This is a genomic window from Pseudomonas furukawaii, assembly GCF_002355475.1.
Taxonomy (GTDB): Bacteria; Pseudomonadota; Gammaproteobacteria; order Pseudomonadales; family Pseudomonadaceae; genus Metapseudomonas; species Metapseudomonas furukawaii.
The window spans coordinates 1,070,416-1,089,348 of sequence record NZ_AP014862.1; the positions used below are offsets into that span (position 1 = coordinate 1,070,416).

General features: G+C 64.9%; 18 protein-coding genes and 1 other RNA gene. 15 read left to right on the forward strand and 4 right to left on the reverse strand.

Annotated features, from left to right (window positions below; all coding sequences use genetic code 11):
* Positions 1-10: 10 nt before the first annotated feature.
* Positions 11-439: a ClpXP protease specificity-enhancing factor gene (locus KF707C_RS04990; protein ID WP_003448473.1), complete on the forward strand. Its 429-nt coding sequence runs from the start codon at positions 11-13 to the stop codon at positions 437-439.
* Positions 440-486: 47 nt separating this feature from the next.
* On the opposite strand, the gene KF707C_RS04995 is transcribed toward KF707C_RS04990, so the two are convergent.
* The 4 genes from KF707C_RS04995 to KF707C_RS05010 are packed head-to-tail and all read right to left on the reverse strand — an operon-like array spanning position 487 to position 3,812.
* Complete coding sequence (locus tag KF707C_RS04995; protein ID WP_003448472.1) at positions 487-1,017, reverse strand: BON domain-containing protein; 531 nt, start codon at positions 1,015-1,017, stop codon at positions 487-489.
* Positions 1,014-1,607 (reverse strand): phosphoheptose isomerase, encoded by a 594-nt coding sequence (locus KF707C_RS05000; RefSeq protein WP_003448470.1) that lies wholly within the window; start codon positions 1,605-1,607, stop codon positions 1,014-1,016. Before KF707C_RS05000 ends, KF707C_RS04995 begins: the two co-directional genes overlap by 4 nt.
* 28 nt (positions 1,608-1,635) lie before the next feature.
* Entirely contained in the window at positions 1,636-2,004 is a 369-nt protein-coding gene (locus tag KF707C_RS05005; RefSeq protein WP_003448467.1) for a YraN family protein, read from the reverse strand.
* On the reverse strand, positions 2,001-3,812 hold the full coding sequence (locus KF707C_RS05010) for a penicillin-binding protein activator (RefSeq protein ID WP_003448465.1): 1,812 nt from the start codon (positions 3,810-3,812) through the stop codon (positions 2,001-2,003). The genes KF707C_RS05005 and KF707C_RS05010 overlap by 4 nt, the downstream gene beginning before the upstream one ends.
* Before the next feature lie 120 nt (positions 3,813-3,932).
* On the opposite strand from KF707C_RS05010, the gene rsmI reads away from it, so the two are divergent.
* The 14 genes from rsmI (at position 3,933) to KF707C_RS05080 (ending at position 18,930) form a co-directional block, all read left to right on the forward strand.
* A complete protein-coding gene (gene rsmI / locus KF707C_RS05015) occupies positions 3,933-4,799 on the forward strand; it encodes a 16S rRNA (cytidine(1402)-2'-O)-methyltransferase (RefSeq protein ID WP_003448463.1) in 867 nt (288 codons plus the stop codon).
* Positions 4,800-4,899: 100 nt separating this feature from the next.
* An RNA gene (rnpB, locus tag KF707C_RS05020) (RNase P RNA component class A) lies at positions 4,900-5,258 on the forward strand.
* Positions 5,259-5,580: 322 nt separating this feature from the next.
* On the forward strand, positions 5,581-6,036 hold the full coding sequence (gene mraZ / locus KF707C_RS05025) for a division/cell wall cluster transcriptional repressor MraZ (RefSeq protein WP_036990999.1): 456 nt from the start codon (positions 5,581-5,583) through the stop codon (positions 6,034-6,036).
* The gene (gene rsmH, locus KF707C_RS05030) at positions 6,033-6,980 is read left to right on the forward strand and encodes a 16S rRNA (cytosine(1402)-N(4))-methyltransferase RsmH (protein WP_003448461.1); all 948 of its coding nucleotides are present in this window, start codon (positions 6,033-6,035) and stop codon (positions 6,978-6,980) included. Before mraZ ends, rsmH begins: the two co-directional genes overlap by 4 nt.
* Positions 6,977-7,270, forward strand: coding sequence for a cell division protein FtsL (gene ftsL, locus KF707C_RS05035; protein ID WP_003448460.1), 294 nt, complete (start codon positions 6,977-6,979; stop codon positions 7,268-7,270). The genes rsmH and ftsL overlap by 4 nt, the downstream gene beginning before the upstream one ends.
* On the forward strand, positions 7,267-9,000 hold the full coding sequence (locus KF707C_RS05040) for a peptidoglycan D,D-transpeptidase FtsI family protein (protein WP_003448459.1): 1,734 nt from the start codon (positions 7,267-7,269) through the stop codon (positions 8,998-9,000). The genes ftsL and KF707C_RS05040 overlap by 4 nt, the downstream gene beginning before the upstream one ends.
* On the forward strand, positions 9,000-10,463 hold the full coding sequence (gene murE / locus KF707C_RS05045; RefSeq protein WP_003448458.1) for a UDP-N-acetylmuramoyl-L-alanyl-D-glutamate--2,6-diaminopimelate ligase: 1,464 nt from the start codon (positions 9,000-9,002) through the stop codon (positions 10,461-10,463). Before KF707C_RS05040 ends, murE begins: the two co-directional genes overlap by 1 nt.
* Positions 10,456-11,820 carry a UDP-N-acetylmuramoyl-tripeptide--D-alanyl-D-alanine ligase gene (locus tag KF707C_RS05050; protein WP_036990996.1) on the forward strand — a complete coding sequence of 455 codons (1,365 nt, stop codon included), beginning with the start codon at positions 10,456-10,458 and terminating at the stop codon, positions 11,818-11,820. Before murE ends, KF707C_RS05050 begins: the two co-directional genes overlap by 8 nt.
* Positions 11,821-11,822: 2 nt before the next feature.
* Positions 11,823-12,905 (forward strand): phospho-N-acetylmuramoyl-pentapeptide-transferase, encoded by a 1,083-nt coding sequence (gene mraY / locus KF707C_RS05055; protein ID WP_003448456.1) that lies wholly within the window; start codon positions 11,823-11,825, stop codon positions 12,903-12,905.
* A 6-nt stretch (positions 12,906-12,911) separates the two neighbouring features.
* Complete coding sequence (murD, locus tag KF707C_RS05060; protein WP_003448455.1) at positions 12,912-14,258, forward strand: UDP-N-acetylmuramoyl-L-alanine--D-glutamate ligase; 1,347 nt, start codon at positions 12,912-12,914, stop codon at positions 14,256-14,258.
* Positions 14,258-15,466, forward strand: a complete 1,209-nt coding sequence (ftsW, locus tag KF707C_RS05065; RefSeq protein WP_003448454.1) for a putative lipid II flippase FtsW — start codon at positions 14,258-14,260, stop codon at positions 15,464-15,466. Before murD ends, ftsW begins: the two co-directional genes overlap by 1 nt.
* Positions 15,463-16,533, forward strand: coding sequence for an undecaprenyldiphospho-muramoylpentapeptide beta-N-acetylglucosaminyltransferase (gene murG, locus KF707C_RS05070; protein WP_003448453.1), 1,071 nt, complete (start codon positions 15,463-15,465; stop codon positions 16,531-16,533). Before ftsW ends, murG begins: the two co-directional genes overlap by 4 nt.
* Positions 16,526-17,986 carry a UDP-N-acetylmuramate--L-alanine ligase gene (gene murC, locus KF707C_RS05075; protein ID WP_003448452.1) on the forward strand — a complete coding sequence of 487 codons (1,461 nt, stop codon included), beginning with the start codon at positions 16,526-16,528 and terminating at the stop codon, positions 17,984-17,986. Before murG ends, murC begins: the two co-directional genes overlap by 8 nt.
* Positions 17,983-18,930, forward strand: a complete 948-nt coding sequence (locus KF707C_RS05080) for a D-alanine--D-alanine ligase (RefSeq protein WP_003448450.1) — start codon at positions 17,983-17,985, stop codon at positions 18,928-18,930. Before murC ends, KF707C_RS05080 begins: the two co-directional genes overlap by 4 nt.
* Positions 18,931-18,933 lie beyond the last annotated feature (3 nt).

Sequence of the window (18,933 nt, forward strand, 5' to 3'; positions counted from 1 at the left end):
GGAGCCCAATATGAACTCCAGTCGTCCCTACCTGGTTCGCGCCCTCTACGAGTGGATAGTCGACAACAACTGTACCCCGCACCTGCTGGTGAATGCGGAGCATGCCGGCGTCCGGGTTCCGCCCGGTTATGCCAATGACGGCCAGATCGTTCTCAATGTTTCCCCCAGTGCGGTGCGACACCTGCACATGGACAACGAAGCGGTGAGCTTCGAGGGGCGCTTTGGTGGCGTGGCCCACAGCCTTTACATCCCATCGGCCGCTGTTATGGCCATCTATGCCCGAGAAAACGGGCAGGGCATGGTCTTCGATCTGGAGCCGCCGATGCCTGACGATGACGACCAGGGGCCCGATGACGATGGTCCGTCCGGCGGTGAGCCTTCATCGGGGAGCGACTCTGTGCGCCCCAGTGGACGGCCCAGTCTCAAAGTGGTGAAGTGAAAAAAAGGCGATCCAGTGGATCGCCTTTTTTGTGCCAGGAGCCTGGCTCAGTTGGTGTATTCGAAGAGTCGCACGATCTTCTGCACGCCGGAGACGCCCTGCACGATACTGGTGGCCAGTTGCGCTTCCTGGCGAGTCACCAGGCCCAGCAGGTAAACGATTCCGTTCTCGGTGATCACCTTGATCTGCGAACTCGGTACCTTGCTGTCCGCCAGCAACTGGGTGGTGATCTTGGTGGTGATGGTGCTGTCGTTGAGGATGGCCAGCGCCGAGGCGGGTTGCGTCACCTGCAGTTCGTTGTGTACGCGGCGGACGCCCTGGGCGGACTGGGCCGCCTGGCCAGCGAGCTCCTTGAGGTCGGCGCGAGGGGTCTGGCCGGCCAGCAGCACGATGCCGTTGTAGCTGGCTACCACGACGCGGGAGTTGGTCTTCAGGTCGGGGCTGGCGGCTTCAACCTTGGCGCGGACCTTCGACGGGGTCGATTGGTCGTCGATGGTCTTGCCGATGGTGCGGCCGCCGCAGCCCGCAAGGGCGAGGCACAGGGCGAGACTGGCGATTAGCAGGGGGGAACGGGTCATTCTTCACTCCCAAACAGTTGACGATCGATCAGGTCGCAGAGGCAATGGATGGTCAGCAGGTGCACTTCCTGGATGCGTGCGGTCACCTTGGAGGGGACGCGAATCTCCACGTCCTCGGGCAGTAGCAGGGAGGCCATGCCGCCGCCGTCGCGTCCGGTCAGGGCGACAACCACCATCTCGCGGTCGTGAGCCGCCTGGATCGCCTGGATCACATTTGCGGAGTTGCCGCTGGTGGAAATCGCCAACAGGATGTCCCCGGGTTGGCCCAGGGCGCGAATCTGCTTCGAGAACACCTCGTTGTAGCTGTAGTCGTTGGCAATGGAGGTGATGGTGGAGCTGTCGGTGGTCAGTGCAATGGCTGGCAGGCTGGGGCGTTCGCGCTCGAAGCGGTTGAGCAGCTCCGAGGAGAAATGCTGGGCGTCGCCGGCCGAGCCGCCGTTGCCGCAGGACAGGATCTTGCCCTCATTGAGCAGGGCGTGGACCATGACCATGCTGCCGTGCTCGATGTGCGGGGCCAGCAGTTCCATAGCCTGCAGCTTGGTGTCGATGCTGGCCTGGAAGAGTTGGCGGATACGGGGTTGCATGTCCATCGGGTAAGACCTTCAGTGGGGCGACCGATCAGGTGTCGAAGGCGTTCTTCAGCCAGGTCAGTCGCGGGGGCGAATCACCGTCCATTGCAGAGACGGCAATCACATCAAATCGACAAGGGTATCTTGCCCAGCGGGATTCCTGCTGGAGGAACTGCTGGGCGGCGTATGCCAGTTTTTCACGCTTGCGGGCATCGACGCTCTCTAGGGCGCCGCCCCAGCCGGCGTGACGCCGGTAGCGGACTTCGGCGAATACTACTGTATCGCCGTCGAGCATGACCAGATCGAGCTCGCCGCGCCGGCACCGCCAGTTCTGCGACAACAGGCGCAGTCCATTTGCTTCCAAGTGGGCGCGGGCAAGGGCTTCGGCCTGCTGCCCGCGCGATCGCCTGTCGGTCAAGTGTCGCTGTCTTCCAGGCGTTGCACTTGCCCGTCGCGGAACTCGGCCCAGGGCAGTTGGCGTTCGATACGTTGTGCGGGATTCAGGCTGAGGCGTCCGGAGAGGCCGTCCACCTGAGTGTCCGGCAGGGCCTTGAGTTGGGTCAGGCGTGGGGCCAGGCGATAGGCGTCGGCTCCCATGGCGTACAGGCGACCGAGGCTGCCGCCGGCTTGCGGCCACTGGCTGGCTGTCTGCTGGCGCAGTGGATCATCGCTGTTCAGCAGCCAGGGCGTTTCGCAGAAGCGAATGCCATTCAGGTCCTGGTATTGGGCTGGGTCGTTGGCGGCGGAGTAGAGGTGGGAGGTGGCATAGACCGGTACGTCACCTGCGTACTGGAAGGCAAGGGTCGGCTTGATCTGCTGGGCTTGTTGCGGTGTGGCGGCTAGAAAGATGAAGTCCACGTCGTGGCGGCGCGCCGGCTGTGAGGCAACGGCCACGCCCAGGGTGCTCTGGAGGCGTTTGGCGCGGGCTTCGCTTTGGCGAAGCTGGAAGAGATCGGCGATTTGCTGGGCCAGCGCAACCGGCTGGTCCATATGCTCGGCGGCGATCAGGCGTCCGCCTTCCGCCTGCCAGCTTTGCTGGAAGGCGCGGAGGACACGGTCTCCCCACTCTCCACGGGGCACCAGTGCGACGGCACTGCGCATGCCATCTGCCCACGCGCGGCGAGCGACTTCGCGAGCTTCGTCCTCGGCGGCGAGGCCGAATTGGAACAGTTGTGCGGGGGACTCCTGGTTTGAGTCGCTGTAGTTCAGCGCCAGGGTGGTGATGGGGAGCTGTTCTCGTGCGCTGAGCTGCTTGACCAGGGGCTTCTCCAGCGGGCCGACCACCAGTTGCACGCCGTCAGCCTGAGCCTTGCGGTAGAACTCGTCCACGGAGCCCAGTTTGGAGCTGTCGTAGATCTCGATGGCCGGTTGCGCCTGGCCAGCCTGTTGCGCCTGGTAGTGGGCGGCCAGGAATCCGTCCCGAAGGGCGCGGGCCACGGTGGCCAGTTGTCCTTCCTGAGGCAGCAGCAATGCGATCTTGGTCAGGGGTTGATTCGCCAGTTCCTTCAGCTTGACCAGTGGCAGGGGCAGTTGCTTGGCTGCTGGGTGGTCCGGGTTCTGCTTGCGCCAGTTATCGATGCTGGCTTGCTGTTGCTCGAGGGTGGCGGATGTCTTGGTCAGGCGCGCGAGTTCCAGCCAACCGGAAAGGTCCTTGTCGGCGCCTCCCTGCAACTGGTCCAGGGGCAGGTGGGAGACCAGCGTCCAGATGGCCTCGTGGTTGCTGGCGGCGGAATCGCCGTTGAGCAGCGGGGCGATGAAGACGCGCTCGCGAGCGGCGGCAAGCGTTTGGCCGTCGGCTTCCAGGGCTCGCGAACGAACGAGCTGGGTGCGCACCTGTTGATCGACCGGCAACTCGGCCAGGCGCTCCAGGCTTGGGTGGGCCAGGGCTTTCAGGGCGCTCTTGGGCTGGTTGCGGGTCATGGCCAACTCGGCGGACAGCGTGCTGGCGAAAACCTGTTGGGCCGGTTTCAGGCTGTCCAGCGGAATCTGCTCGAGGATGCGGGCCGAGCGTCCGATATCCTGCTGCTTGTAAGCGAGGTCGGCGGCGGAGAGGCGCAGCGACGCTGCCTGCTCGGGCTTGGCGGTGCTGGCCTGCTGCAGCAATTGCTCGATGCTGGCGTCGGGAGTCCGAGGCAGTTCGCCGAGGCTGGACGAGGGCGAACTGGCGCAGGCGGCCAGCAGGCCGGCAAGGCAGAGGGCGGAGAGCGGACGCAGGCAGGCGATCATTTATCGGTCCCGATACTCGTTGGAGAAAGGTGCGATTGTACCCAAGGCCCGGGTGGGGTGCGATGTCGACCCGGCGAATCGAGATACAATGCCGCCTTTCCGTACTTTCCGAGGTGTCTTGTGGCTCTTTCTTCTGCCAGTGGTGGTGTTCCGGGCACGCTCTATGTGGTCGCAACGCCGATTGGCAATCTGGATGACATCACGGCTCGGGCTCTGAAGGTGCTGCGGGAGGTCTCGCTGATCGCCGCGGAAGACACCCGGCATTCGGCCCGCCTGCTGCAGCACTTCGGTATCGAAACGCCCCTGGCGGCTTGTCACGAGCATAACGAGCGGGATCATGGCGGCCGTTTCCTGTCCCGTTTGCTGTCGGGAGAGAATGTCGCCCTGATCTCCGATGCGGGAACGCCGCTCATCTCTGATCCGGGCTTTCATCTGGTGCGCTCGGCCCAGGCGGCAGGTGTTCGCGTGGTACCCGTTCCCGGTGCCTGTGCGCTTATCGCTGCGCTGTCCGCAGCAGGCCTGCCCTCGGATCGATTCAGTTTCGAAGGGTTCCTGCCGGCCAAGGCCAGTGCACGCCGCGGGCGGCTGGAAGGGGTAAGGGAAGAGTCGCGCACATTGATCTTCTATGAGGCTCCCCACCGACTGCTGGAGTCCCTGGAGGATATGCGGGGCGTGTTCGGCGGCGAGCGGCAAGCGGTGTTGGCGAGGGAGCTGACCAAAACCTTCGAGACGCTGAAGGGGGCTTCTCTTGCGGAGCTCTGCGCCTGGGTCGCGGCCGACGCCAACCAGCAGCGGGGTGAGTGTGTGGTTCTGGTTGGCGGCTGGCAGCCGCCGGAAGGCGAGGACTCCGTGAGCGCCGAGGCCGTGCGGGTATTGGAGTTGCTGCTTGCGGAGATGCCGGTGAAGCGCGCTGCGGCGCTGGCCGCTGAGATCACGGGGGTGCGCAAGAACCTGCTGTATCAGGAGGCGCTGAAGCGTCAATCGTGAGCGGCGGGCTCTGGGGCGAGACTCTGTGCGGATTTGAGAGTTCGCGTCGCAGGTCGACTTGCTTGCAGCTTGTCTCGGGCGCCGTTACCCTAGTCGGCGGAGAGTCGATCGGACAGTCGCTGTCTCATTTCGTTCTACGATTTTGAGAGGGAGGAAAGTCCGGGCTCCATAGGGCAGAGTGCCAGGTAACGCCTGGGAGGCGTGAGCCTACGGAAAGTGCCGCAGAAAATAACCGCCTAAGCGCGTAAGCGCCGGTAAGGGTGAAAAGGTGCGGTAAGAGCGCACCGCACGACTGGTAACAGTTCGTGGCTAGGCAAACCCCACTCGGAGCAAGACCAAATAGGAATCCATGGCGTGGCCCGCGTCGGATTCGGGTAGGTTGCTAAAGGTTGTCAGTGATGGCCGCCGTAGATGAATGACTGTCCTCGACAGAACCCGGCTTACAGATCGACTCTCCACTTCTTTTCCCTCGTTCCCCGATTGCACTCCTGATCCCTGTTTCCTTTCGTCGCAATGTCGAAAGTATCCAGCTCTTAACAATTCACTTTAAGTTCGAAGTTCAGCTGGTTGTAAGTCTTGGATTTTTCTTCTCCTTTTTGCGCTGTCAAACCTCGTACACCCCCTCAGAATCCTCGCTAAATTGCCGTCCTGTAAGGAGTTTTCCCCTTTTGCCCGCCTTGACGGTGGGGCTGGCGCATTTCTATAGTGTGCGGAAGTGGAGCGAAGTGGGTAGAAGTGGGATTTACTGGCAAGGAAAGCCAATCAAAGGGGAAGCGCAGCCGTGTTTCGCGGAGCTAATGCCATCAGTCTCGACGCAAAGGGACGACTCGCGATGCCTAGTCGGTATCGCGACGAGCTCGTTTCGCGTTGCGCTGGCCAGCTCATCGTCACGATCGACGCCGTCGACCCTTGTCTGGTTGTCTACCCCTTGCCTGAGTGGGAGCTCATAGAAGCCAAGCTGCGTGAGCTGCCGTCCCTGCGCGAGGAGACTCGCCGCCTGCAACGCCTGTTGATCGGCAATGCCGTGGACCTGGAGCTGGACAGCGCCGGTCGCTTTCTCATTCCGCCGCGACTGCGTGATCACGCCCGGCTGGATAAGCGCGCGATGCTGGTCGGCCAACTGAACAAATTTCAACTGTGGGATGAGGACGCGTGGAACGCAGTTTCCGAGGCGGACCTCATGGCAATCAAACAGCCCGGCGGTCTGCCGGACGAACTACGTGACCTTATCCTGTGAGCGTATCCAGCAGTTTCCGCCATATCACCGTACTGCTCGAAGAGGCAGTGGAGGGTCTCGCCCTGCGGGGGGATGGCTGTTACCTGGACGGCACCTTCGGTCGAGGGGGGCACAGCCGGCTCGCCCTTGAGCGGCTTGGGCCAGGCGGACGGCTGCTGGGATTCGACAAGGACCCGCAGGCGATTGCAGCGGGGCAAGCTCTGGCGGCCGAAGACGGCCGCTTTGTCATTGTGCAGAGAAGCTTTGCCGAGCTCGGTGACGAGGTTCGTGCGCGTGGGCTTGAGGGCAAGATCGACGGCGTACTGCTGGATCTTGGCGTGTCCTCCCCGCAACTGGACGATCCTGAGCGTGGCTTCAGCTTCCTCAATGATGGCCCGCTGGACATGCGCATGAACCCCGATCGAGGTCAAAGCGCCGCCCAGTGGATCGCCAGCGCCAGCGAAGACGAGATCGCCCGGGTCTTCAAGGAGTATGGCGAGGAGCGTTTCGCCAAGCGCATGGCCCGGGCTGTCGTCCAGCGTCGTGCCGAGAAACCCTTCGAGCGCACGGCCGACCTGGCCGCGGTGCTGGCGGCCGCGAATCCGGCCTGGGAAAAGGGCAAGAACCCGGCAACCCGTGCCTTCCAGGGAATCCGTATCCATATCAACAACGAGCTGGGCGACCTGGAGCAGGGGCTTGATGCCGCGCTCGAGTCCCTGGCCGTGGGCGGTCGCCTGGTGGTGATCAGTTTCCACTCGCTGGAGGACCGCATCGTCAAGCTGTTCATGCGCAAGCATGCCAAGGGCGAGGCCGATAACCTGCCCCGTGACCTGCCGATTCGCCAGGCGGTCTTCGAGCCGCGCCTCAAGCTGCTGGGCAAGCCCCAGTACGCCTCCGAGGCCGAGTTGAAGGCCAATCCGCGCTCCCGCAGCGCGGTCATGCGTATCGCGGAGAAACTGCGATGAGTCGCCTCTACGCCAAGCCCCTGCCTGGCGGCAGCCTTGTGATGTTGCTGCTCTTCATTGGCGTGCTGCTGTCGGCCATCGCCGTGTCCTACTGCGCCCACTGGAATCGTCAGCTCCTCAATGAGCTGTACGGCGAACTGAGCGTACGTGACAAGGCCCAGGCCGAGTGGGGGCGCCTGATTCTCGAGCAGAGCACCTGGACCGCCCACAACCGTATCGAGTCGCTGGCCAGCGAGCAGCTGAAGATGCGCATTCCCGATCCGGCCGAAGTGCGGATGGTGGCGCCATGATGAAGCTGGAAGGCGCCCTCTATCCCTGGCGCTTCCGCCTGGTGCTGGTGCTTCTCGCCCTCATGATTGGCGCCATTTCCTGGCGCATCGTCGACCTGCACGTCATCGACCATGACTTCCTCAAGGCCCATGGCGATGCGCGCAGCGTGCGACATATCCCCATTCCCGCCCATCGCGGCCTGATTACTGACCGCAATGGTGAGCCGCTGGCGGTCAGTACCCCGGTCACCACGCTCTGGGCCAACCCCAAGGAGCTGATGGAGTCCCGGGAGCAGTGGTCCCGGATCGCCCAGGTGCTGGGGCAGGACCCCAAGGCTTTCTCCCAGCGCATCGAACAGAATGCCGGCCGCGAGTTCATCTACCTGGCGCGTGGCCTGACCCCGGAGCAGGGGCAGGCCGTCCTCACCCACAAGCTCCCGGGCGTCTATGGCATCGAGGAGTTTCGTCGTTTCTACCCGGCCGGCGAGGTGACCGCCCATGTCGTCGGTTTCACCGACGTGGATGATCGCGGTCGTGAAGGCGTGGAGCTTTCCTTTGACGAATGGCTGGCCGGCGTGCCCGGCAAGCGCCAGGTGCTGAAGGATCGTCGTGGTCGCCTGATCAAGGATGTCCAGGTCGCACGCAATGCCAAGCCGGGCAAGACCCTCGCCCTGTCCATCGACCTGCGCCTGCAGTACCTGGCGCACCGGGAATTGCGCAATGCCCTGGTGGAGAACGGCGCCAAGGCAGGCAGCCTGGTGATAGTCGACGTCAAGACCGGGGAAGTGCTGGCCATGGCCAACCAGCCCACCTACAACCCGAACAACCGTCGCAACCTGCAGCCTGCAGCCATGCGCAACCGTGCCATGATCGACGTCTTTGAGCCGGGCTCCACGGTGAAACCCATTTCTATGTCGGCGGCCCTGGAAACCGGGCGCTGGAAGCCGGAAGACAAAGTAGAGGTCTACCCCGGCTACCTGCAGATCGGTCGCTACACCATCAAGGACGTTTCCCGGACCGAGGGCCCTGTCCTGGATCTGACGGGCATCCTGATCAACTCCAGTAACGTCGGCATGAGCAAGATCGCCTTCGACATTGGCGGCGAGGCGATCTACGACACCATGCGCAAACTGGGCATGGGCCAGGACACCGGCCTCGGTTTCCCTGGCGAGCGCGTCGGCAACCTGCCCAACCATCGTGAGTGGCGCAAGGCGGAAACCGCGACCCTGTCCTACGGCTACGGCTTGTCCACCACCGCGATCCAACTGGTCCACGCCTACGCCACCCTGGCCAATAACGGCCAGGCCGTGCCGCTCTCCATGATCCGCGTGGACAACGTTCCAGTTGGCGCCCAGGTCATTCCCGAGAGCGTGGCGAAAACCATGCAGGGCATGCTCCAGCAAGTAGTCGAGGCGCCCCGTGGCGTCTTTCGCGCCAAGGTCCCTGGCTACCACGTGTCCGGCAAGAGTGGCACGGCCCGTAAAGCCAGCGTAGGAACCAAGGGCTACACCCAGAACGCCTATCGCTCGCTGTTCGCGGGTTTCGGTCCCTCCAGCAATCCCCGGCTGGCCATGGTGGTGGTGATCGACGAGCCCAGCAAGGCGGGCTATTTCGGCGGCCTGGTCTCGGCCCCCGTATTCGGCAAGGTCATGGCCGGTGCGCTGCGTCTGATGAACGTCGCCCCGGACAACCTGCCGACCGAGGAACAACAGACCGCGGAAGCGGCTCCAGGCAAAGGAGGGCGGATCTGATGCCCATGCCACTGAACCAACTGCTGCCTCAGGCGCAAGGCTCCACCCTGATTCGAGAACTGACCCTGGACAGCCGAAAGGTCCGTCCTGGTGATCTGTTCCTGGCGATTCCTGGCGCCCTGAGCGACGGCCGCACCCATATCGCCGATGCCATCGCTCGTGGCGCTGTCGCCGTAGCCTACGAGGCTACCGACGCCGACGTGGCCGAACGGGCTGGCGCGGAGTTCATTCCAATCAAGGGGCTGGCTGGCCAGATGTCGGCCATCGCGGGTCGTTTCTATGGCGAGCCCAGTCGCGCCCTGCGCCTGATCGGTGTGACCGGTACCAATGGCAAGACCAGCGTCAGCCAACTCCTGGCCCAGGCCCTCGATCGCCTGGGCGAACGTTGTGGCATCGTCGGGACCCTCGGCACCGGCTTCCATGGCGAGCTGGAGAGCGGCCGACATACCACGCCCGATCCGCTGGCGGTCCAGGCCACCCTGGCCAACCTCAAGCAGGCGGGCGCCCGTGCGGTGGCCATGGAAGTGTCTTCCCACGGCCTGGAGCAGGGGCGAGTCGCCGCACTGGATTTCGATGTGGCGGTGTTCACCAACCTCTCCCGCGACCACCTGGACTATCACGGCTCGATGGAGGCCTACGGCGCGGCCAAGTCCCGGCTGTTCGCCTGGCCCGAGCTGAAGGCCCGGGTGATCAATCTGGATGACGAGTTCGGGCGCCAACTGGCGGCCGAACAGCACGGGTCGCGTCTGTTCAGCTATAGCCTGGAAGACGAGGACGCCTTCCTCTACTGCCGCGAAGCGCACTTCGACGATCAGGGCGTGAGCGCTCAGTTGGTGACCCATCAGGGGGAGGGCCTGCTGCGCAGCCCGCTCCTGGGTCGATTCAACCTGAGCAACCTCCTGGCCGTGGTTGGCGCACTCCTGGCGATGGACTATCCGCTGGCCGATGTCCTGCAGGTGCTGCCGGCGCTTCAGGGGCCGGTGGGCCGCATGCAGCGGCTTGGGGGAGATGACAAGCCGCTGGTGGTGGTGGACTACGCCCATACCCCGGATGCCCTGGAAAAAGTCCTTCAGGCACTTCGCCCCCATGCCCGTGGCGACCTGCTCTGCCTGTTTGGCTGCGGCGGTGACCGCGACCGTGGCAAGCGCCCCTTGATGGCGGCCGTGGCCGAGCGCCTGGCCGATCGCGTGCTGGTTACCGATGACAACCCACGCAGCGAAGATCCCGCGCAGATATTCGCCGATATCCGTTCCGGTTTCTCGGCACCCGACCTGGCTGCGTTCGTTGCCGGCCGAGGGCTGGCCATCGCGCAACTGATCGCCTCGGCTGGCGTGGACGATGTCGTCCTGTTGGCCGGAAAGGGTCATGAGGATTACCAGGAGATCGCCGGCGTTCGTCACGTATTCTCCGACCTGGATGAGGCCGCCAAGGCCCTGGACGCCTGGGAGGCACCCCATGCTTAGGCCGTTCCGTCTCTCCGAATTGCAGGTGCCGCTGCAGGCTGAACTGGTGGGCAGCGACGTCAGCTTTGACGGCGTTTCCAGTGACAGCCGCAAGATCGGTCCCGGTCAACTGTTCGTCGCCCTGGTGGGGCCGCGTTTCGATGGTCACGATTATCTGGCCGATGTCGCCGCCAAGGGCGCGGTCGCCGCGCTGGTTCAACGTAAGGTGGCAGACGCCCCCATTCCGCAACTGCTGGTGTCGGACACCCGCGATGGCCTGGGTCGTCTCGGTGCCTACAACCGTGATGGTTTCACCGGCCGTGTGGCGGCTGTGACCGGCTCCAGCGGCAAGACCACCGTCAAGGAAATGCTCGCAAGCATCCTGCGTACCCAGGGCACCGTCCTTGCCACCCGCGGCAACCTGAACAACGACCTCGGTGTGCCTCTGACCCTGCTGGAGCTGGCGCCAGGGCACGACAGCGCCGTGATCGAACTGGGCGCATCCCGGGTTGGCGAAATCCGCTACACCGTCGGCCTGACCCGGCCCCAGGTGGCCATCCTGAACAATGCCGGCACCGCCCATGTAGGCGAATTCGGCGGCCCGGAGAAAATCGTCGAGGCGAAGGGCGAGATCATCGAAGGGCTCGCGGCCGATGGTATCGCCGTGCTCAATCGTGACGATCGCGCCTTCGATATCTGGTTCGCCCGCGCCGCCGGTCGCAAGGTGCTCAGTTTCGGCGTGGCGGACGCCCGAGCCGATTTCCGCGCCGAAAACCTGGAGCGCGATGCCCGTGGCTGCGTGGGCTTCAGCCTCCGCGGCCTGGCCGGCGAAGCGGACATCCAGCTCAACCTGCTGGGCGGGCACAACGTCGCCAACGCCCTGGCTGCCAGCGCCGCCGCCTACGCACTGGGTGTGCCGCTGGTCGGGATCCGCGAGGGCCTGGAGAGCCTTCAACCGGTCAAGGGCCGCGCCGTAGCGCAGCTGGCCGCCAGTGGAATGCGCGTCATCGATGACAGTTACAACGCCAACCCCGCGTCGATGCTGGCCGCCGTTGATATACTCGCCGGCTTTTCCGGTCGCACCATCCTGGTGCTCGGGGATATGGGCGAACTCGGGGACTGGGCCGAGGAGGGTCACCGCGAGGTGGGCGCCTACGCCCGTGGCAAGGTCAGTGCCTTGTACGCCGTTGGTCCGCTGATGGCGCACGCGGTAACCGCCTTTGGCGACCAGGGACGCCATTTCGCCGACCAGGCCAGCCTGATCCAGGCCCTGGCGGACGAGCAGGACAACAACACCACAATTCTTATCAAAGGCTCCCGCAGCGCGGCGATGGACAAGGTCGTCGCGGCATTCTGCGGGACGGGGGAGGCTCACTAATCATGCTGCTGCTGCTCGCTGAGTACCTGCAACAGTTCCATAAGGGGTTCGGTGTATTCCAGTACCTGACCCTGCGCGGGATTCTCGGCGTCCTGACGGCCCTGTCGCTGTCGCTCTGGCTGGGTCCCTGGATGATCCGCACCCTGCAGGTCCGCCAGATCGGCCAGGCCGTGCGCAACGACGGCCCGCAATCGCACCTGTCCAAGTCCGGCACCCCGACCATGGGCGGCGCGCTCATCCTGACCGCCATCGCCATCAGCACCCTGCTATGGGCGGACCTGGCCAATCGTTACGTTTGGGTGGTACTGGCCGTGACCCTGGCCTTTGGCGCCATCGGCTGGGTGGATGACTACCGCAAGGTGATCGAGAAGAACTCCCGAGGCCTGCCCAGCCGCTGGAAGTACTTCTGGCAGTCGGTGTTCGGTATCGCCGCTGCGATCTTCCTTTATATGACCGCCAGCACGCCGGCCGAGACCACCCTGATCCTGCCCCTGGTGAAGAACATCGAGATCCCCCTGGGCATTGGCTTCGTGGTCCTGACCTATTTCGTGATCGTCGGCTCCTCCAACGCGGTGAACCTGACCGACGGCCTCGACGGCCTGGCGATCATGCCCACGGTGATGGTGGGCGGCGCGCTGGGGATCTTCTGCTACCTCTCGGGGAACATCAAATTCGCCGAATACCTGCTCATCCCCTATGTGCCGGGCTCAGGCGAGCTGATCGTGTTCTGCGCCGCCCTGGTCGGCGCGGGCCTTGGCTTCCTCTGGTTCAACACCTACCCCGCCCAGGTCTTCATGGGTGACGTGGGCGCCCTGGCCCTTGGCGCGGCCCTCGGCACCATCGCCGTGATCGTCCGCCAGGAAGTGGTGCTCTTCATCATGGGCGGCGTGTTCGTAATGGAAACCCTGTCGGTGATGATCCAGGTCGCGTCCTTCAAGCTGACCGGTCGTCGCGTATTCCGAATGGCCCCTATCCACCACCATTTCGAGCTGAAAGGTTGGCCCGAACCCCGGGTCATCGTTCGGTTCTGGATCATCACCGTGATCCTGGTGCTGATTGGCCTCGCCACCCTGAAACTGAGGTAACCCAGCGTGACCCTGATCGCTTCCGACCAGTTCCGCATCGTTGTCGGCCTCGGCAAGAGCGGCATGTCCCTGGTGCGCTTCCTGGCGCGACAGGGCGTGCCCTTCGCCGTGGCCGACACGCGCGCGAACCCGCCGGAGCTGGCGACGCTCCAGAGCCAGTACCCGCAGGTCGAAGTGCGTTGCGGCGAGCTGGACCCGGACTTCCTCGGCCGCGCCAGCGAGCTCTACGTCAGCCCCGGGCTGGCACTGGCCACGCCGGCGCTGCAGGAAGCCGCGCGCCGGGGCGTGAAGCTTTCGGGTGACATCGAACTTTTCACACGCCATGCCAAGGCGCCCATCGTCGCCATCACCGGCTCCAACGCCAAGAGCACCGTCACCACCCTGGTGGGCGACATGGCGCGGGCCGCCGGCAAGCGCGTTGCGGTGGGCGGCAACCTCGGGACCCCCGCACTGGACCTGTTGGCGGACGATGTCGAACTCTACGTGCTGGAGCTGTCCAGCTTCCAGCTGGAGACCACCGAGCGGCTGAATGCCGAGGTGGCCACCGTGCTCAACGTCAGCGAAGACCATATGGACCGCTATGCCGACATGCAGGCCTATCACCTGGCCAAGCACCGCATCTTTCGCGGCGCCCGGCAGGTGGTGGTGAATCGTGGCGATGCGCTCTCCCGTCCCCTGGTGGCGGACCAGTTGCCCTGCTGGACCTTCGGTCTGAACAGGCCGGATTTCAAAGCCTTCGGCCTGATCGAGGAGGACGGTGAGAAGTACCTCGCCTTCCAGTTCGAGAAGTTGATGTCGGTCCGCGAGCTGAAGATACGTGGCGCCCACAACCAGGCCAATGCCCTCGCCGCGCTGGCGCTCGGCCACGCCGTCGGCCTGCCGTTCCCGCCCATGCTGCAGGCCCTGCGTGGCTTCGCCGGCCTCGCCCATCGCTGCCAATGGGTGCGCGAATTGAGGGGCGTGGCCTACTACGACGACTCCAAGGCCACCAATGTCGGTGCCGCGCTGGCCGCGATCGAGGGCCTGGGCGCCGATATCGACGGCAAGCTGGTGCTGATCGCCGGTGGGGACGGCAAGGGCGCCGACTTCTCCGGGCTCACCGCGCCCGTGGCGCGTTTCTGCCGTGCCGTGGTCCTGCTCGGGCGCGATGCCGAACGGATCGCCCAGGCCCTGGGTGATGCAGTGCCCCAGGTTCGGGTTTCGACCCTGGACGAGGCGGTGCGGCGCTGCGCCGACCTGGCCGAGCCGGGCGATGCCGTGCTGCTGTCGCCGGCCTGCGCGAGCCTGGACATGTTCAAGAACTTCGAAGAGCGCGGACGACTGTTCGCCCAGGCCGTGGAGGGGCTGTCCTGATGCTGGCCCAACTGCTTGCCGCTCCGTCGCCACTGCGCAGCCGCCGTGGCATCGACCTGGACTTCCCGCTGCTGGCCGGTTGCCTGACCCTGCTCGGCCTGGGGCTGGTGATGATCACCTCGGCGTCCTCGGAGGTCGCGGCAGCCCAGTCCGGCAATCCGCTCTACCACATGATCCGCCACCTGGTTTACCTGACCATCGGCTTGTGCGCGGCGCTGGTCACCCTGCAGATACCCATGTCCTTCTGGCAGCGACATGGCGCGCGCCTGATGCTGCTCGCGACGATACTGCTGGTGGCGGTACTGCTCCCCGGCATCGGACGCGAGATCAATGGTGCCAAGCGCTGGATAGGCTTCGGCCTGTTCAACCTCCAGCCTTCGGAACTGGCCAAGTTGTTCACGGTGATGTTCATCGCCGGTTACATGGTGCGCCGCCAGGATGAGGTGCGTGAGAAGCTCACCGGCTTCATGAAACCGATGCTGGTGCTGGGCCCCATCGCCGCGCTGCTGCTGGCCGAGCCCGACTTCGGCGCCACCGTTGTGCTGGTGGGCTCCTGCATCGCCATGCTGTTCCTCGGCGGCATCAACCTGGTGCGCTTCGTTCCGCTGGCTGGGGCAGTGCTGGCGGCCGGGGTGCTGGTGATGACCAGCCAGAGCTACCGGATGCAGCGCCTGACCAACTTCATCGACCCCTGGGCCGATCAGTACGGCGCGGGCTACCAGTTGAGCCAGGCGCTGATCGCCTTCGGTCGGGGCGAGTGGTTCGGCGTGGGGCTGGGCAACAGCGTCCAGAAACAGTTCTACCTGCCGGAAGCCCATACCGATTTCGTGTTCGCCGTGCTTGCCGAAGAGCTGGGCATGATCGGGGCGCTCGCCACAGTGGGTCTGTTCGTCTTCGTCAGCGTACGCGCCCTCTATATCGGCCTCTGGGCGGAGAAGTCGCGGCAGTTCTTCTCGGCCTATGTGGCTTACGGTCTGGCATTCCTCTGGATCGGCCAGGTTCTGATCAATGTCGGCGTGAACATCGGCCTGTTGCCCACCAAGGGCCTGACCCTGCCGTTCCTCAGTTATGGCGGCAGTTCCCTGGTGATCTGCTGTGTCAGCCTTGCGCTGCTGCTCAGGATCGAGTGGGAGCGGCGCACCTACCTGGGTCATGAGGAAGTGGAGTTCGTCGAAAGCGATTTCTTCGACGAGGAGGTACGCCCATGAGCGGCACCGTGCTGATCATGGCCGGCGGCACCGGCGGCCACGTGTTCCCTGCACTGGCCTGTGCCCGTGAGTTCCAGGCTCGGGGTTTCTCCGTGCATTGGCTGGGTACCCCGAAAGGCATCGAGAACGAACTGGTGCCCCAGGCCGGATTGCCGCTGCACCTGATCCAGGTGAGCGGCTTGCGCGGCAAGGGATTGAAGTCGCTGCTCAAGGCACCGTTCGAGCTGCTCAAGTCGCTGTTCCAGGCCCGCCGCATCGTGCGTCAGCTCAAGCCTGTGTGCGTGCTCGGCATGGGCGGCTACGTCACCGGCCCCGGCGGACTGGCGGCGCGCCTGTCCGGCGTGCCCCTGGTGATCCATGAGCAGAACGCCGTGGCGGGCACCGCCAATCGCAGTCTGGCGCCATTCGCCAGCCGCGTCTGCGAGGCCTTCCCGGATACCTTCGGCCCCAGCGAAAAACGACGCACCACGGGTAACCCGGTGCGCGAGGAGCTCTTCCTGGAGACGCCGCGCGACGACCTGGCCGGCCGCAAGCCGCGTCTGCTGGTGCTGGGCGGAAGCCTGGGTGCCGAGCCCCTGAACAAGCTGTTGCCCGAAGCCCTGGCGAAACTGCCGGCCGACCTGCGTCCGCAGGTGTTCCACCAGGCGGGCCGCAAACATGACGAAATCACTGCGGAGCGTTATCGCCAGGTTGCGGTCGAAGCGGAGGTCGCGCCTTTCATAAAGGACATGGCCCGTGCCTATGCCTGGGCGGACCTGGTCATCTGCCGTGCCGGAGCACTGACCGTGAGCGAACTGGCCGCCGCCGGGCTGCCGTCGTTCCTGGTGCCGTTGCCCCACGCCATCGACGACCACCAGTCGCGCAACGCCGAATACCTGGCGAAGGAGGGCGCGGCTGTCCTTCTTCCGCAACATTCCACTGACGCGGCCACCTTGGCCGCTCAGCTGACCGAGGTCCTGATGCAGCCCGAGAAACTCAAGGCCATGGGCGCTACCGCCCGCCGACTGGCCAAGCCCGCCGCCACCCGCACCGTGGTCGAAATCTGCCTGGAGGTGGCCCATGGTTGAGAGCCAGAAAGCCATGCCCCAGCCCGAGATGCGCCGCATCCGCCGCATTCACTTCGTCGGCATCGGCGGCGTGGGCATGTGCGGTATCGCCGAAGTGCTGCTGAACCTGGGGTACCGGGTATCGGGCTCCGACCTCAAGACCTCGGCCGTGACCGAACGCCTGGAGAAGTTCGGCGCCCAGATCTTCATCGGCCACCGGGCCGAGAACGCCGAGAACGCCGACGTGCTGGTGGTATCCAGCGCGGTGAACAAGTCCAATCCCGAGGTGGCGGTGGCCCTGGAGCGCCGCATTCCGGTGGTGCCCCGTGCCGAGATGCTTGCCGAGCTGATGCGCTATCGCCATGGCATCGCGGTCGCCGGCACCCACGGCAAGACCACCACCACCAGCCTGATCGCCTCGGTTTTCGCGGCCGGCGGCCTGGACCCTACCTTCGTCATCGGTGGGCGCCTGAATGCGGCCGGCACCAATGCGCAGCTGGGCACCAGCCGCTACCTGGTGGCCGAAGCGGACGAGAGTGACGCCAGCTTCCTGCACCTGCAGCCGATGGTGGCCGTGGTCACCAATATCGACGCCGACCACATGAGCACCTACGAGGGGGACTTCAATCGTCTCAAGAAGACCTTCGTGGAGTTCCTCCACAACCTGCCGTTCTATGGCCTGGCGGTACTTTGCGTGGATGACCCGGTCGTTCGCGAGATCCTGCCCCAGGTGGCCCGCCCCACGGTGACCTACGGCTTCGCCGAAGACGCCGACGTGCGCGCGATCAACGTGCGCCAGGAAGGCATGCGTACCTGGTTCACCGTGCTGCGCAAGGACCGCGAGCCCCTGGATGTCTCGGTCAACATGCCGGGCAACCACAACGTGCTGAACTCCCTGGCCACCATCGCCATCGCCACTGACGAAGGCATCAGCGACGAAGCCATCGTCCAGGGCCTCTCGGGCTTCCAGGGCGTTGGCCGACGCTTCCAGGTCTACGGCGAACTGCAGGTGGAGGGCGGCAGCGTGATGTTGGTGGACGACTATGGCCACCACCCGCGCGAAGTCGCTGCCGTGATCAAGGCCGTCCGGGGCGGTTGGCCGGAGCGGCGCCTGGTGATGGTCTACCAGCCACACCGTTACAGCCGCACCCGCGACCTGTACGACGACTTCGTGCAGGTGCTGGGCGAGGCGAACGTGCTGCTGCTGATGGAGGTCTATCCGGCGGGCGAGGAGCCCATTCCCGGAGCGGACAGCCGCCAGCTCTGCCACAGCATCCGCCAGCGCGGTCAGTTGGACCCCATCTACATCGACCGCGGCGTTGATCTTGCGCCCCTGGTCAAACCGCTGCTTCGTCCCGGCGACATCCTGCTCTGCCAGGGCGCGGGCGACATCGGCGCCCTGGCGCCGCAGCTGATCCAGAACCCGCTGTTCGGTGGCGCTTGCGACGTGGCCGCCGAGAGGAAGAAGTCATGAGCGCGAAACTGATGTCCACCCTCGAGCCGGCCGCCTTTGGCCGCGTCGCCGTGCTTTACGGTGGCAAGAGTGCCGAGCGCGAGGTTTCGCTGAAATCCGGCGCCATGGTCCTGCAGGCTCTCCAGGCCGCCGGCGTGGACGCCTTCGGCATCGACGTGGGCGATGACCTGTTGCAGCGCCTGCAGGCCGAGAAGATCGACCGCGCCTTCATCATCCTTCATGGTCGTGGAGGGGAGGACGGCAGCATGCAGGGCTTGCTGGAGTGCCTGGGCATTCCCTACACCGGCAGCGGCATCCTCGCGTCCGCACTGGCCATGGACAAGCTCCGCACCAAGCAGTTGTGGAACAGCCTCGGCCTGCCCACGCCGCGTCATGGGGTGCTGGCCAGCGAGGCCGATTGCCGCCAGGCCGCCAACAAGCTCGGGTTCCCGCTGATCGTCAAGCCTGCCCATGAGGGCTCCAGCATCGGCATGGCCAAGGTCGAGAGCGTCGAGGCCCTGATCGAGGCCTGGCGCGCCGCCGCCACCTATGACTCGCAGGTTCTCGTGGAGCAGTGGATCCAGGGACCGGAGTTCACCGTGGCCTGGCTGCGTGGCGAGGTGTTGCCGCCCATTCGTCTCGGCACCCCGCACACCTTTTACGACTACGACGCCAAGTACCTGGCCAGCGATACCCGCTACCAGATCCCCTGTGGACTGGAGGCGGACAAGGAGGAGGAGCTGAAGCTGCTTACCGCGCGTGCCTGCGAAACCCTCGGCATCCAGGGCTGGGCCCGGGCCGATGTGATGCAGGACGCCGAAGGCCGCTTCTGGCTGCTCGAAGTCAATACCGCACCGGGCATGACCGACCACAGCCTGGTGCCCATGGCCGCGCGCGCTGCCGGCCTGGATTTCCAGCACCTGGTGCTGGCGATCCTCGCCGACAGCGTCGAGGCAAGGGGCTGACCC